This is a genomic window from Arthrobacter sp. BGA-UO-ETr-C19, assembly GCF_059568005.1.
In genome coordinates this window covers 28,766-43,470 of the sequence record NZ_JCAQPC010000008.1, presented here as the reverse complement: position 1 = coordinate 43,470, position 14,705 = coordinate 28,766, and the positions used below count along the sequence as shown (strand labels likewise).

Genomic DNA, 14,705 nt, shown 5'->3' with positions numbered 1-14,705 from the left:
GCCTGTCTAAATCGCCGGCCCATCCGCTGCGCAGCGCCGTGCCCTGGACCGGGACAAAATGCTGTTGCGGTCCGGTCTAGTCAGCCCAAACCACGGGCTCGTTGGAGTCGGCGGCAAGGTCGCCGAACTCCCACTCACTGCCCCCGTTGTTGGGGGAGTACGGCAAAACCGCTGCGAAAACCGCACCGTCCCGGTGCTCGGTGGCCACGTGAATGGCGTCCGAGTCCTCCTCGACCAGGGTGATGTCGCAGACGATGGCGGCGGCCCGGAACTCGTCCCGGTGTTGACGCAAAAGTTCCGTGATGTCCCGGATCATCCCGTCGGCGTCGAACTCGCTGTCCCCGTCGGCATCCGGATCCGCCGGCGAGACAGCCACGAGGCGGACGTCGCCGTCGTTCTCCACCACGAGGGCGAACGGCAGGAACCCGCCGCTCCGCTCAAGCTGTTCCTGGGCTGCCGCCATGCCGGTGCCCAGAAGGTTTTCCAGATCCGTGGCCGTGGACTCCGGCACGGATGCGCGCCACGATGACTGGTCTGGGGTCGAGTCGGGTGATTCCACGGGCTGTCCTAGCTGCGGACCAGGGCCAGCACGCGGTCGCGCACGCGCTCCATCGTGGCCCGGTCCGTGGCTTCGGCGTTCAGCCGCAGGTACGGTTCGGTGTTGGAGGGGCGAAGGTTGAACCAGAAGCTGCCGTCTGCTGCGGTGAAGGTGCTGCCGTCCAGGTGGTCCACCGCGACGTCCTCGGTCTCGAAATCGGCCCGGACGCGCTCCACAGCGCCGGCCTTGTCCTCGATTTCCGAGTTGATTTCACCCGAGGAAACATACGGTTCGTACTCCCGGCCGAGCTCCGAAAGCGGGCCGTCCTGTTCGCCGAGGGCAGCCAGCACGTGCATGGCGGCCAGCATCCCGGTGTCCGCGTTCCAGAAGTCACGGAAGTAGAAGTGGGCGGAGTGCTCCCCGCCGAAGATTGCGCCTTCCTCTGCCATGACAGCCTTGATGAAGGAGTGGCCCACCCGGGTGCGCACGGCCCGGCCGCCGTCTTCGGCGACGAGTTCCGGCACCGCGCGGGAGGTCAGGAGGTTGTGGATGATGGTGGGCTTTGCCTCGCCCTGGGCCTTCGCGCGGGCGATTTCGCGGCGGGCCACCATGCCCGTGATGGCCGACGGCGAGACCGCCTCGCCCTTTTCGTCGATGACGAAGCAGCGGTCGGCGTCGCCGTCGAACGCCAGGCCGATGTCCGCGCCGTGTTCGACGACGGCGGCCTGCAGGTCACGCAGGTTCTCCGGCTCCAGGGGGTTGGCCGGGTGGTTCGGGAAAGAGCCGTCCAGTTCGAAGTAGAGCGGAACGATGTCGAAGGGCAGCTTCGGAAGCAGCGTGTCGCCGAGGACCGCCGGTGTGGTCAGTCCCGCCATACCGTTCCCGGCGTCCACCACGACCTTGAGGGGGCGCGAGCCGGAGAGGTCAACGAGCGTGCGCAGGTACTCGGCGTAGTCCTTCAGCACATCCCGGACGCCGATCTGGCCCTGGGTTTCGGCAGCGGGGATGGAGCCCGTGTTCAGGTACTGCTCGGCGAGTGCCTGGATCTCCTTGAGGCCGGTCTCGGAGGAGATGGGGACGGCGCCGGCCTTGGCCATCTTGATGCCGTTGTACTCGGCGGGGTTGTGGCTTGCGGTGAACGTGGCGCCGGCGGCGTTCAGGGCTCCGCACGCGTAGTACAGCTCGTCTGTGGAGATCAGGTCCAGCAGCTGGACGTTGGCTCCCCGTGCGGCGGCACCGCTGGCGAACGCCTTGCTGAATTCGGGGGAGGACGGGCGCATGTCACCGCCGACCAGGACTGTCTGTCCCTCAAGGCCAAGCACGTCAACGAACGCTGCGCCTACGGCTTCGACGATTTCAGCGGTGATGGATTCGCCCACGATGCCGCGGACGTCATACGCCTTGAACGAGGCCGAAAGGTCAAAAGTACGGGTCTGGTCGCTAGTCACGGCACTTATCTTACGGGCACGCGCGCGGCGGCCTGTGAAGGGGAAGTCACAGAACTGCGCGCCGGCAGTTGTCCACATGGCGGGTGCCCGGGTTTGGTGTGTCATAGGCGGCTGGGATACTGAATCAATGGCAAATAACCAGAACGCTCCTGTCCTTGCTTCTGCCCCCGGCCCCTCCAGTAGCGGCGCCGGAAGGGAAGAAGGAGCGGTCACCGGGACCCGAGGCCAGGCCCTGTCGGTACTGCGCGAGCTGGTGGGCCGCCCGGATGCCGACTTCCACGACGGCCAGTTCGAGGCCATTGAGGCGCTGGTCGATGGCGGCCGCCGGACGCTGGTGGTGCAGCGGACAGGCTGGGGAAAATCCGCCGTCTACTTCGTGGCGTCCCTGCTGCTCCGGCGGCGCGGGGCAGGACCCACGCTCATCGTTTCGCCGCTGCTGGCCCTGATGCGGGACCAGGTGGCGGCGGCAGCCCGGGCGGGTGTACGGGCCGTGGCCATCAACTCTGCCAACCAGCTGGAGTGGGACACGGTGCGGGAGCAGCTTGCCGCTGACCAGGTGGATGTCCTGCTGGTTTCCCCCGAGCGGCTCACCAACCCTTCGTTCCGCGAAAACCAGCTGCCGGAACTCATTCGGCGCACGGGGCTGCTGGTTATCGACGAGGCCCACTGCATCTCTGACTGGGGCCACGATTTCCGGCCCGACTACCGGCGCATTGCCGACCTCATCACGCAACTGCCGGACACCGTGCCCGTATTGGCCACCACAGCCACTGCCAACTCCCGGGTGGTCCACGACATCGAGGAACAGCTCGGCGACGGCGTGCTGACCATCCGCGGCGCGCTCGGCAGGGAGTCGCTGCGGCTCGGGGTCCTGGCGCTGCCCGACTCGCGTGAGCGTCTCGGCTGGCTTCTCACGCACCTCGCGGATCTGCAGGGCAGCGGGATCATCTACACCCTGACGGTCTCCGCCGCCGAGGACACCGCCAGGCTGCTCGCGGAGGCGGGCCACGAGGTACTGGCCTATACCGGCCGCACCGACCCGGCTGACCGGGAGAGGGCGGAGCAGCTCCTCAAGGACAACCAGGTCAAGGCGCTTGTGGCCACCTCCGCGCTGGGGATGGGCTTCGACAAGCCGGACCTCGGTTTCGTGGTCCACCTCGGCGCCCCGTCGTCTCCGGTTGCTTACTACCAGCAGGTGGGCAGGGCAGGCCGTGGCGCCGCCAACGCAGATGTCCTGCTCCTGCCCGGGTCCGAGGACCGCGAAATCTGGCAGTACTTTGCGACTGCCTCCATGCCCTCCGAGGAGAAGGCCGCGGCTGTGCTGACCGCGCTCGCGGAGGCCGGCTCGGCCGTGTCCACCGTGGCCTTGGAAGCCCGGGTGGACCTTCGCCGGACGCCCCTGGAACTCCTGCTGAAGGTGCTCGCCGTGGACGGCGCAGTGGAGCGGGTAGGCGGCGGCTGGCGCTCCACCGGAATGCCCTGGACGTACGACGCCGAACGGTACCGCCGCATCGCGGAGGCCCGGGTGGACGAGCAGGACTCTATGGTCATCTACCAGGACACTGCCGGGTGCCGGATGGAGTACATCACCTCCGTCCTGGACGACGAGACCGCCGCCGCCTGCGGCCGTTGCGACAACTGCGCAGGCCGGTGGTTCCCCGCGGAGGTCGCGTCCACAGCCACGGAGGCTGCCGGGCAGACCCTCAGCCGCGCGGGTATCGTGCTGGAGCCCAGGCTTCAGTGGCCCAGCGGAATGGACCGCCTTGGGGTGCCGGTGAAGGGCAAGATCAAACCCGACGAAAACACAGCGGACGGCCGGGTCCTCGCCCGGCTGACGGACTTGGGCTGGGGCGGGGCGCTGCGCGAACTTTTTGCGGCCGGGGCTCAGGACCGCGCTGTCGATCCCGGCATGCTGCAGGCCTGTGTCCAGGTGCTGCGCGAATGGGGCGCCGGTGACTCCCGGATTCCCGGATGGAGCGGCGCAGGCAGGCCGGCAGCGATAGTCAGCATGCCCTCGCGCAGCAGGCCCGAACTCGTGGACTCCCTGGCCAAGGGCATCTCCCAGATCGGCCGCATCCCGTACATCGGCCAGCTGCAGCTCGACCACGGCGGCCCCACCGGCGGACGCGGCGGCAACAGCGCCTACCGGCTGGCCGGGGTGTGGGACCGTCTCGTGGTGGGGGAATCATTGGCGGCAGAACTCGCCGGGCTGGGCGGCGGCAGCGTGATGCTCATCGACGACCTCGTGGACAGCCGGTGGACGGTTACCGTCGCGGGACGCGCCCTCAGGCGGGCCGGTGCGGGCGCGGTACTTCCGCTGGCGCTGGCCCAGGCCGGCTGACCTCGGCCCCCGCATGCCGGTGCAGCATCAGGCTGTCGACGGTACTCAGGAGCATCAGCACCGCAATCGACAGGAATGCGCCGCGGTAGCCGGCCACGCCGCTGCCGTCAGGTCCGGCTGACAGGATGCCGCCGAGCCCGGACGAGAACAGGGAATCCGACTCGAACAGGCGCAGCAGCAGGGCGCCCACGGCGATTCCGGCCCCGGTGGCCAGCTGAACGATCGTGGCCGAGACGGCGTTGGCAGACGTCAGCTGCCCCGGCTGGATGTCGGCGTACTGGACCGATGCGTACGCGGAGAAGCCAATGGAACGGAACGCCCCGCTGCACACGAGCAGCGCGAACACCAGCGGTTCCGGCGTGACCGGGGTCAGCATCGCGCAGAGGGCAAAGGTGGCAGCCGACGCCAGGGACGCGAACACCAGCACGGGCTTGAATCCGAAGCGCCTGATCAGTGGCGTCGTGGCGGGTTTGATGCCGATGTTGCCGATGAACACGGCGGCCACCATGACGCCCGCATGCAGGGGGCTCCATCCGAAGCCGTTCTGGAACATCAGCGGCAACAGGAACGGCACGGCACTGATGGTCAGCCGGTAGATGAAGCCGCCCGAGTTGGTGGCCCGGAAGGTGCGGGTTCCGAACACCGTCAGATCGAACAACGGGTGGGCCGCGCGACGCATCCAGAAGACGGCCGCTGCCAGCGCGAGAACCCCGGCCAGAATGCTCGGCCAGGTCCAGACGCCGCCGGGGTGGCCGCTGGCCAGTTCAAGGCCCGCCACCAGCGCTCCCACGCCGGCCGTCGTGAGGGCAAGTCCAAGCCAGTCCAGCCGGCGGTTGCGGTCGCCGGGAACGGCGGGGACCAGGCGCAGGGCGGCGAGGAAGGCTGCGGCGCCGAGCGGCAGGTTGATCAGGAAGATCCAATGCCAGGACAAGTACGTAGTCAGGGCGCCGCCCACGAGCGGCGCCAGGACCGGAGCCAGCAGCCCGGGCCAGACGAGATAGGCCGTGGCGCGCAGCAGGTCCGACTTTGGCGTCCCACGAAGCACCAGCAGCGTACCGACCGGCACCATCATCGCCCCGCCCAGTCCCTGCAGGACGCGGCTGACGGTCAGCACCGTGAGGTCCTGGCTGGCGGCACACAGCAGCGACGCCACGGTAAAGACAGCGATGGCCAGGCAAAAGATCCGCCGGGCCCCGAGCCGCTCCGCCAGCCAGCCGCTTAGAGGGATGCCCATGGCCACCGTCATCAGGTAGGCGGTCATGGTGATGTTCACGCTGGCCGACGGCACCCCAAAGTCCCCGGCGATGCTCGGGATGGCGGTGGTCAGGACCGTCCCGTCGAGGAACTCCATGAAGAACGTCGCCGCCACAAGCAGGGCTAGCCGGGGGCTCCAGGCCTCGTTGGCAGAAAGCTTGCTCATGCATTCATCCTGCCACCGGAAAGCGCTTTATCGCCTTGCGCGTCCGGCACGCGGACGGCTGCCGCAGTTAGGGGACGGCTGCTACCGCAGCGGCGCGGGCCGGTAGGCAGTAGCCCGGGAACGCAAAAGGCCCCGGTCCGAGGACCGGGGCCGAACGCGGAGACGGGGGGATTTGAACCCCCGGTGGAGTTGTGCCCCACACTTCATTAGCAGTGAAGCCCATTCGGCCGCTCTGGCACGTCTCCAATTGCTATTACTAGCCCACCAAGGATACGCAGAACCGGCCATCCAGTGCAAAACGGCCCGGGTCACCTGCGAAAAACGCGCCAGCCCGGCCGGACCACCGGAGTTTTTGTACAGATAATGCGGGCTCAAGGGCCCTTATCTCGCGATATCTGTACAAAAACTCCAGGGGGTGGCGTCAGGCCGTGCCTTCTGCCAGCGCCTTCCACAGGAAGTGCTGGCTGCGGCCCTGGAGCGCGGCGGCCTGCCGGTTGTCCGAGGCGCCGGCGTGCCCGCCCTCCAGCGCTTCGTGGAACCAGACGTTGGGGATGCCCATGGCCAGCATGCGCGCGGCCATTTTCCGGGCCTGCACCGGACCCACGCGGTCGTCGGACGTCGCGGTCCAGATGAAGGTCTCCGGATACTCCACCCCGTCCTTCAGTTGGTGGTACGGCGAGAAGGTTCTCATGAATTCCCAGTGCTCGGGCAGGTCGGGGTCGCCGTACTCGGCAATCCACGAGTGTCCCGCCGACAGCTTCGTGTACCGGCGCATGTCCAGCAGCGGCACCCCGCAGGACACGGCACCGAACAGTTCGGGGTACCGCGTCAGCATGTTGCCCACGAGCAGGCCGCCATTGGAGCCGCCGACGCAGCCCAGCCGCTCCCTGCTGGTGACACCCCGCGAGATCAGGTCCCTGGCCACCGCCGCAAAGTCCTCGTAGGCGCGGTGCCGGTTCTCCTGCAGCGCTGCCCGGTGCCAGGACGGGCCGTATTCACCGCCGCCACGGATGTTGGCCACGACGTACACGCCGCCCCGGCTGTGCCCCTCCACAAGGCCGTCGCCTGGAACTGCGGCGGTGCGCCGCTCCAGCCACGCCCGGCCGATGGTGCCGCTGTACGCGGGCGTGCGCGAGACCTCGAAGCCGCCATACCCGGAGAGCTGCGTGGGGTTCTGCCCGTCGAGGACCAGGCCCCGCGCGGCCACCTGGAAGTACGGCACCCTCGTGCCGTCCGCCGAGACGGCGAAGTGCTGCTCCACCTCGTAGTCAGCCTCATTGAAGAACGACGGCGACGCCTTCACCTCCGCGTGGCTGCTCACCACGCCTGCCCCGGCAGTTCCGCCTGATGCCCCGCCCTTGGCGGTTTCCCGGGTCAGCGTGCCGCGGGTCAGTGTGCTCGGCGTCGTGAAGCCGGTGGCAACGAGCCAGAAGTCGTCTCCGGCCCCGCTTTCCGCCTCGTCCTCGTCGTCCACGGCGAAAGCGTTGACGTCGTGCAGCGGCGGGCAGGCGTCCAGCAGCGAGGACCGCCATGAGTCGGCAGGATCCAGCACGCGGATTTCCGAGGACACATCCTTCAGCAGGTTCAGCAGCAGGAAGTTCCGCGTCCAGCTCCAGGACTGCAGGGACGTGTGCGCGTCCGGGGCGAAGAGGACCGTCAGTTCGCGCTCGCCGGCCAGGTACGACCGGAAATCAGCGGCCAGCAGGGAGCCGGCCGCGTAGGTGGTGCCATTCACCGTCCAGTCACGCTGCGGCCTGAACAGCAGCCATTCCCGGTGCACACCCGTGTTCACATCGGTGGGCACGTCCACCGGCACCCAGTCGCCGTCCTGGAGCACGGACGTGCTGCGGTTGAAGAAATCGATCCAGTCCACGGCGAACGTCCGCTCAAAGCCCGGGGTTGAGTCGTGGGCCACGATGGCCATCATGTGGTCCTCGGGGATCTCGAAGATGCGCGGGGCAGCGGCCAAGGGCTGCCCGCGGTGGAGCCGCACGGCGGTGCGGGCGTACGAGGACGCCGTGCGGGGGAGATCCCCGGCGGTGCTGGCGACCAGCAGCGTATCCGCATCGAGCCACGAGACGTTCCCCTTCGCCGTCGGGAGGTCAAAGCCGCCGGCGGCGGGATCAACGAAAGCCCGGCTCTCGACGTCGAACTCGCGGTAGCGGTTAGCGTCGCCGCCGTCGGGGGAGAGCGCCACCAGCGCGCGCCGGTACGGCTGCCCGGGTTCGGGCCGGAGCAGGTTTGCGCCGTGGAAGACCCATTCCACCCCGTCGGCGGCGGCCAGAGCATCCACGTCGAGCAGCACGTCCCACTCCGGGGTGTCGCTGCAGTAGCTCTCCCAGCTGGTCCGGCGCCACAGGCCCTTGGGGTTCTGCCGGTCCTTCCAGAAGTTGTAGTACCACTCGCCGTGCTTGCTCACCATGGCGATTTTGTCCGTCGAGTCCAGCACCTCGAGGATGTCGCCCTCGAGCCGTGAGTAGTCGGCGTCCTCAAGGAGGTCCTCCGTGCGGGCATTCTGCTCGCGTACCCAGGCCAGCTGTTCCTCGCCGTAGATGTCCTCCAGCCAGATGTTCTCGTCGGTGGGCGCGGGGGCGGTCTCTGTGGGAGCGGCGCCTGACGCGGGGGCAGAATCAGCTGCAGTGGTGGTCATGCGCCCATCCAAACAACATCCCCGCTCAGGTAGCAAGTCACATGCCGATACTCTGGAAGGCGTGGTTATTTCGCAGAGCATCCGGACGGCGCTGATTGGCGCCGGTCCGCGGGGTACCAGCGTTCTGGAACGGCTGCTCGCCAACTGGTCCGCCGCCCGCCCTGCCGGAGCCCGCCTGCACATCGACGTCATCGATCCGTTTCCCGCCGGCCCGGGGCACGTGTGGCAGCCCGGCCAGTCGCGCCTGTACCTGATGAACACGCAGTCGTTCTACCCCACGCTCGTTCCCGAGGACACGGGTCTGGCCGCGCCGGTGGCGGGCACCACCTTCGACCGCTGGCGGACAGCCCAGCAGCACTACCCCCTGCCGGAGCTGACCGACGACGAGCGGGCGGAGCTCGCCGTGCTGGGATCCGGCGACTTCCCCAGCCGCGCCATCTACGGCCGGTACCTGCGGTCCACCTTCGAGGAGCTGCTCGCCGCGCTGCCCGAGGGCGTCACCGTCGCCCTGCACCAGGCGACGGCCACCGCGGCGCGCCGGCAGCCGGACGGCACGTTCGACGTCGAACTGGACGGCGGCGGACTTAACGACGTCGACCTGGACGGCGGTGGGACCCTCACCGTCGATTCCGTCGTCCTCGCGCTCGGCCACCTCGCGTCCCGCCTCAGTCCGGAGCAGCGCGAACTGCAGGCTGCTGCGGCGCAATTCGGCCTGCGCTACCTGCCGCCGGCTGTTCCCGCGGACGTCGACTGGAGTGTGGTTCCCGCGCAGGAGCCGGTGCTGGTCCGCGGGATGGGCCTGAACTTCTTCGACGTGATGGGCCAGCTCACGGAGGGCAGGGGAGGGAAGTTCGTGGAGGCAGGGGACGGCCTCGAGTACCTGCCCTCAGGCCAGGAGCCTTTTATCCTCGCGGCGTCCCGGCGTGGAACGCCGTACCGGTCCAAGGCCACCCTCGCGGGCTACTACCCGGCGTCGGTCACGCTCCGCTACTTCACCGGGAAGGCCCTGCGGAGGTTCTCGGCAGCCGGGATTGTTCCGGCATTCGACCACGACCTCTGGCCGCTCCTGCACCGGGACGCGCTCTGGGCCTATTACACGACCCTCGTGCGCTCGCAGCCGGATACCGTTCAGGACCATGCCGCGTTCCTCAAGGAACTGGACGAAGCACTGCACCCGCATGCCCACAGCACCGGCCGGTGGGAAGAGGAGTTCAACGCCGTCGTCGGCCGCCATGTCCACCCGGAGAGCCGGCTGAACCTTCGCGGCCTTGCTGCCCCGCTGGCCGGGCGGACCTTCGCCTCGCGTGCCGAGCTCGATGCCGCCGTCGTCGAGTACCTCGACGACGATGCCCGCCGCTCCGCGCTCGGCGAGGACGACCCCGTCAAGATGGCCATCGGGGCGCTGCACCACGGCCGTGCCGTGCTGAAATCGGTGGTGGCCGACGGCGGGATCACCGATGAGTCATGGGTCGCCGGCCTGCGGGGCTGGTTTGAGTCGCTGGTGGAGGGACTCGCCAGCGGTCCTCCGGCGCTGCGCGCCGAGCAGTTGGCGGCACTGGCACGCGCCGGAATCGTCAGCTTCGTGGGCCCGGATCCGAAGTTCGGCGTGGCCCGCGGGAAGCGCGCCTTCACCGCCGCCTCGCCGTGGGTCCACGGCGGCGCCGCAGAAGCACACACGCTGGTGGAGGCACTGGCGCCGGCCAACCGGGTGGCCATCAACGAATCCCCGCTGCTCGAGCAGCTCCTCGCCGACGGGCTCGTGCGGCCACGGACCATGATGACGGTGGAGGGCACGCCGGTGCAGTCCTCCGGCCTCGACGTCCGCCCGCACCCGTATCGGCCTGTTGCGGCGAACGGCGAGGTCACGGACGGGATGTACGTGCTCGGGCTTCAGCTCTCTGCCGTCCAGTGGGGAACGGCCATTGCGGCCGAAGCGGCCCAGCAGGCCGGTCCTGTGTACCCCAGCGGGCAGCGCACCCTCCGCGACGCCGACGAGATCGCCCGCGCCGTCCTCGGCTTCACCCCACACGCTTCCTCAGGTCCTGCCGTTTGATTCCACACGCGTCCTCAGGTCCTGCCGCTTGATTCCACACGCGTCCTCAGGTTCTGCCGTTTGATTCCACACGCGTCCTCAGGTTCTGCCGTTTGATTCCACACGCGTCCTCAGGTCCTGCCGCTTGATTTCGGACGCTTCCTCGATTTCCCGGCGGAATGCCGACCCCAGGCAGCACAAAGAATGCCGGCCGGTTGCTTCCTGCGAAGCTGCCGGCCGGCATTCATTCAGCGGATGTTATAGGGCTCCCTGTCCGCCGGTCTCGGCGTCGCCCTGGCCCGTGTCGGCCAAAAGCTTGAACCTGGCCCCCGTGGGGTCGGTCAGCGTGGCCATCCGCCCGTAGGGCGTGTCGTCCGGTCCGTCAAGGACCGTCGCGCCCAACTTGACGGCCTTGTCGATGGAGGCGTCGGCGTCCTCCACGGCGAAATAGACGACCCAGTTGGAGGGGACTTCGGCGGGAAGGTCACCCGACGCGTCATAAATCCCGGCCTTAGCCTCCCGGCCGGCGCCCAGGGTGGTGTAGCGGAACTCCGGGGTGTCGCTCATGACGTCGGTGTCCCAGCCAAACACGTCCTGATAAAACTTCACCGCGGCGGCATAGTCCTTGGTGTGGAGCTCGTGCCAGGCCGGGGCGCCCGGCTCGCCCACAAGCTCGTAACCGCGCATTTCCCGCGGCTGCCACACACCAATCGCGGCGCCGGAGGCATCACCGAAGAACGCCATGTGGCCCTGTTCCGGGACGTCCATGGGTTCCATGTACACCTGGCCACCGTTTGCGGGAACCGCCGCGGCTGTTGCGGCGGCGTCGTCGGACCACAAATACGTGGACCACATGTCCGGCATACCCGCCTGGTCCTCCTGCTTCTGCATGATGCCGGCGACGGTCTTGCCGTTCTTTGTGGCGGTGATGTAGCCGCCGTACTTTTCCTGGTCTCCGGTCTGGAAGTCCCAGCCGAACAGTTCGCCATAGAACTGTTTGGCCTGGTTGGCGTCGGTGGTCATAAGGTCGACCCAGCAGGGGGCGCCGGGCGCGGGTTCGGGCGTAGGCATGGTTTGCTCCTGGTGTGGTTTGCGGGATATTCCCGCAGGTCATGGAGGTGCTACGGACAGAACCGACACTATGCCGGGGGTGTGACACTTTCAATGGGAAGGCTGCGCTCAGCGCTGGTCCGAGTATGACGTGGCCGGCTCCTGGTCGTCGTCGGCCTCGATCCATTCGATGAAGTCCTTCAGCGACATGCACCAGTAGTAGTCCGAGTACCGCAGGCTCTGCTTCTCAGCCTTACTCATGACCTTCGACCCCCCACATGCAACGGTGGATGCGGAAGCTCCGTCCCGCGGTCGCAGGATAGAGCGGTGCTGATACAAGTGAACGCCTTCCGGCAGCGGCGCGCATGAGTGGCGCGTACTCGTATTCTGCGGGGCAGGTACTCGGATTACCTGATTTTCAAGCCGCCGTCCGCACCCCTACTTGCCCGTACGAAAGAGCCGCTACTTGCCGACGCAAAAGGCCAGCCAAACCAACCTCTCGATTGGCTCAGCCGGCCTTCAAAATGGCCGTCAGTGCTGTGCTTTTCGCACGCCGCCGGCCCTGCGCGGAAGGTAAGAGATTCGAACTCTTGGTACGGGGTTACCGCACACTGGTTTTCAAGACCAGCTCCTTCGGCCGCTCGGACAACCTTCCCTAACTAGTAGTGTTTCATAGGCAGTTGGCTGCAACAAAAATCGCCGCGTGGCAGTTGTCGCCGGTGCACAGTATTTTTGGGGCAGGAATCAGCTAGAAATCGGGAGTTCGCCATGAAAGCCGTCTTTATCTCGGAGCCCGGCGGGCCGGAAGTGCTGGAAATCCGCGAGGTGCCGGCTCCCGAGCCGGGCCAGGGCGAGGTGCTCATCGATGTTGTGGCGGCGGGCCTGAACCGCGCCGACGTCCAGCAGCGGAGGGGCTACTACCCGCCTCCGCCGGGTGCGTCGGAGATTCCCGGGTTGGAGGTTTCCGGCAGGATCGCGGGCTTCGGCCCTGGCGTGACCAAGCCGTTTTCCATCGGGGACAAAGTCGTGGCGCTGCTGTCCGGCGGCGGCTACGCGCAGCAGGTCGCGGTGCCCTCGGAACAGGTGCTGAGGATTCCCGACGGCGTCGATCTGGTAACCGCTGCCGCCCTGCCTGAGGTGGCGGCCACCGTGTACTCAAACCTGGTAATGACCGCGCAGCTGCAGCCGGGGGAGACGGTCCTGATCCACGGCGCCACGGGAGGCATCGGCACCATGGCCATCCAGTTGGCCAAGGCGTTGGGCGCCACCGTGGCCGCCACCGCGGGGACTGACGAAAAAGTCAGCACCGCCAAGGCGTTCCTCGGTGCCGACATCGCCATCAACTACGCGGAGGAAGACTTCGCCGAGAGCCTCCGCGCGCAGAACGGAGGCAAGGGCGCCGACGTCATCCTGGACGTGGTGGGCGCCAAGTACCTGCAGAAGAACGTCGACGCACTGGCGGACTACGGCCGGTTGGTTGTCATCGGGCTGCAGGGAGGCGCCAAGGGGGAACTGGACCTCGGGCAGCTGCTGCGCAAGCGTGCGGCCGTCGTGGCCACGGCGCTCCGGCCCCGACCGGCTGCTGAGAAGGGCGTCATCATGACGGCGGTCAGGGACTCCGTGTGGCCCCTCATCACTGATGGGCGCATCCACCCGCTGGTGGCCAAGACCTTTCCGCTGGACCAGGCGCGGGCGGCCCACAGGTACTTCGACTCCGGCGAACACGTGGGCAAGGTCCTGCTGGTGATGTAACGCCGCTTAGGGGCGGTAGATACTCAGTATTGCGATTCACCGAAGGACGGACTAGTCTCAGGACATACGCGGTATGCACGCGTCTTGGGGGCGCGTGCATGCCGCCGACTTCCAGCCTAGGAGCCAGATGTCCATCCGCCACAGCCTCCTCGCCCTCCTGCAGGACCAGCCGCGTTACGGCTACCAGCTCAGGGTTGAATTCGAAGACCGCACAGGCTCCACCTGGCCGCTGAACATCGGGCAGGTCTACACCACCCTCGACCGGCTGGAACGTGACGGCCTTGTCAGCAACGACGGCGGCGACGGCGAAGGCCACGTCGTGTACAGCATCACCGAAGCCGGCAGGGCGGAGGTCCAGGGCTGGTTTGCGACGCCGGTGGAACGCAGCAATCCGCCGCGGAACGAGCTCGCCATCAAGCTGGCGCTCGCAGTCACCCTGCCCGGGGTGGACGTGGCAGCCATCATCCAGGCCCAGCGCGCCGCTTCCATGCGCGCTTTGCAGGACTATACGAAGTCCCGGCGGGAGACCGCGGCCAACCAGCGGGCGGCGGACACGGCCTGGCTGCTGGTGCTGGATTCGCTGATCTTCCAGACGGAGGCCGAGATCCGCTGGCTGGACCTGTGCGAGGCCAGGATGGTGCAGCTGGCACAGGCCAACGGGACGCGCAGCTCGGCACGTAAGCCGTCCAACGGGGTCACTGTGGATGAGGCTGCCCCGCTGACGGCGGAGAACCGCCGGTGAGTGTGCAGGGACCGCAGCAGGTCCTCGAGCTCGCCAAAGTCAGCAGGACATTCGGGCAGGGAGCGACGGCCGTCGCCGCGCTGCGGGATGTGGACCTCACCGTCAACGCCGGGGAATTCGTTGCGGTCATGGGGCCGTCCGGCTCCGGAAAATCATCGCTGTTGGCGCTGGCCGGCGGACTGGACCGGCCGACGTCGGGCGGCGTCTTTGTGGAGTCAACGCCCCTGGCGGGGCTGGGACTGAACGCACTGGCACGGCTACGGCGCCGTGCCGTGGGCTACGTCTTCCAGGACTTCAACCTGGTTCCGACGCTCTCGGCCGTGGAGAATGTGGCGCTGCCGCTCGAACTCGATGGCGTGCCGGCCAGGAAAGCGCACCGGCAGGCAACAGATGCCCTGCGGCAGGTGGGGATCCCCGAACTCGCGGACCGGTTCATGGATGAAATGTCCGGCGGGCAGCAGCAGCGCGTGGCCATTGCGCGCGCCATTGTGGGGAGCCGCCGGCTGATCCTCGCCGACGAACCCACCGGCGCGCTGGATTCCACCACCGGCCACGGCGTGATGGAGGTGCTCCGCTCCCGGGCCGACGCCGGCGCCGCCGTCATGCTGGTCACGCATGAGGCCCGCCATGCCGCGTGGGCGGACCGGGTGGTGTTCATCCGCGACGGCCGGATCGTGGACGAAGCAACGGCCATGCACGATCCCGCAGTTCTCCTGGCCCCGGCCGGCTGAG

Annotated in this window: 11 protein-coding genes and 2 tRNA genes; 5 read left to right on the top strand and 8 right to left on the bottom strand. The window is 67.8% G+C overall.

The features are described from left to right. Positions 1-76: 76 nt before the first annotated feature. Positions 77-559: a hypothetical protein gene (locus AC57BR_RS03260; RefSeq protein ID WP_496358327.1), complete on the bottom strand. Its 483-nt coding sequence runs from the start codon at positions 557-559 to the stop codon at positions 77-79. 8 nt (positions 560-567) lie between these two features. Next, positions 568-1,986, bottom strand: a complete 1,419-nt coding sequence (locus AC57BR_RS03255; protein WP_496358326.1) for a phosphomannomutase/phosphoglucomutase — start codon at positions 1,984-1,986, stop codon at positions 568-570. A 127-nt stretch (positions 1,987-2,113) separates the two neighbouring features. On the opposite strand from AC57BR_RS03255, the gene AC57BR_RS03250 reads away from it, so the two are divergent. Beyond that, on the top strand, positions 2,114-4,327 hold the full coding sequence (locus tag AC57BR_RS03250; RefSeq protein ID WP_496358325.1) for a RecQ family ATP-dependent DNA helicase: 2,214 nt from the start codon (positions 2,114-2,116) through the stop codon (positions 4,325-4,327). Here the strand turns inward: AC57BR_RS03250 and AC57BR_RS03245 are convergent. The 3 genes from AC57BR_RS03245 to AC57BR_RS03235 all read right to left on the bottom strand — a co-directional run bounded on the left by AC57BR_RS03245 (position 4,272) and on the right by AC57BR_RS03235 (position 8,397). Further along, positions 4,272-5,747 carry an MFS transporter gene (locus AC57BR_RS03245; protein ID WP_496358324.1) on the bottom strand — a complete coding sequence of 492 codons (1,476 nt, stop codon included), beginning with the start codon at positions 5,745-5,747 and terminating at the stop codon, positions 4,272-4,274. The genes AC57BR_RS03250 and AC57BR_RS03245 overlap by 56 nt on opposite strands. Before the next feature lie 157 nt (positions 5,748-5,904). Beyond that, positions 5,905-5,992 (bottom strand) — tRNA-Ser (locus tag AC57BR_RS03240). A 176-nt stretch (positions 5,993-6,168) separates the two neighbouring features. Next, positions 6,169-8,397: a prolyl oligopeptidase family serine peptidase gene (locus AC57BR_RS03235; RefSeq protein WP_496358323.1), complete on the bottom strand. Its 2,229-nt coding sequence runs from the start codon at positions 8,395-8,397 to the stop codon at positions 6,169-6,171. Positions 8,398-8,458: 61 nt separating this feature from the next. Here AC57BR_RS03235 and AC57BR_RS03230 point away from each other — a divergent pair, with 61 nt between their 5' ends. Next, on the top strand, positions 8,459-10,450 hold the full coding sequence (locus tag AC57BR_RS03230) for an FAD/NAD(P)-binding protein (RefSeq protein ID WP_496358322.1): 1,992 nt from the start codon (positions 8,459-8,461) through the stop codon (positions 10,448-10,450). Between the two features lie 237 nt (positions 10,451-10,687). Here the strand turns inward: AC57BR_RS03230 and AC57BR_RS03225 are convergent, their stop codons facing one another. The 3 genes from AC57BR_RS03225 to AC57BR_RS03215 all read right to left on the bottom strand — a co-directional run bounded on the left by AC57BR_RS03225 (position 10,688) and on the right by AC57BR_RS03215 (position 12,134). Further along, positions 10,688-11,500 carry a VOC family protein gene (locus tag AC57BR_RS03225; protein WP_496358321.1) on the bottom strand — a complete coding sequence of 271 codons (813 nt, stop codon included), beginning with the start codon at positions 11,498-11,500 and terminating at the stop codon, positions 10,688-10,690. A gap of 108 nt (positions 11,501-11,608) precedes the next feature. Continuing rightward, entirely contained in the window at positions 11,609-11,740 is a 132-nt protein-coding gene (locus tag AC57BR_RS03220; RefSeq protein ID WP_306920926.1) for a hypothetical protein, read from the bottom strand. A 306-nt stretch (positions 11,741-12,046) separates the two neighbouring features. Continuing rightward, positions 12,047-12,134: transfer RNA gene (locus AC57BR_RS03215), tRNA-Ser, on the bottom strand. A 113-nt stretch (positions 12,135-12,247) separates the two neighbouring features. Between AC57BR_RS03215 and AC57BR_RS03210 the strand changes: the two genes are divergently transcribed. From AC57BR_RS03210 to AC57BR_RS03200, 3 genes are all read left to right on the top strand, one after another. Continuing rightward, positions 12,248-13,231 carry an NAD(P)H-quinone oxidoreductase gene (locus AC57BR_RS03210; protein ID WP_496358320.1) on the top strand — a complete coding sequence of 328 codons (984 nt, stop codon included), beginning with the start codon at positions 12,248-12,250 and terminating at the stop codon, positions 13,229-13,231. A 127-nt stretch (positions 13,232-13,358) separates the two neighbouring features. After that, a complete protein-coding gene (locus AC57BR_RS03205; RefSeq protein ID WP_496358319.1) occupies positions 13,359-13,973 on the top strand; it encodes a PadR family transcriptional regulator in 615 nt (204 codons plus the stop codon). After that, positions 13,970-14,704, top strand: coding sequence for an ABC transporter ATP-binding protein (locus AC57BR_RS03200; RefSeq protein WP_496358318.1), 735 nt, complete (start codon positions 13,970-13,972; stop codon positions 14,702-14,704). The genes AC57BR_RS03205 and AC57BR_RS03200 overlap by 4 nt, the downstream gene beginning before the upstream one ends. Position 14,705: the final 1 nt, after the last annotated feature.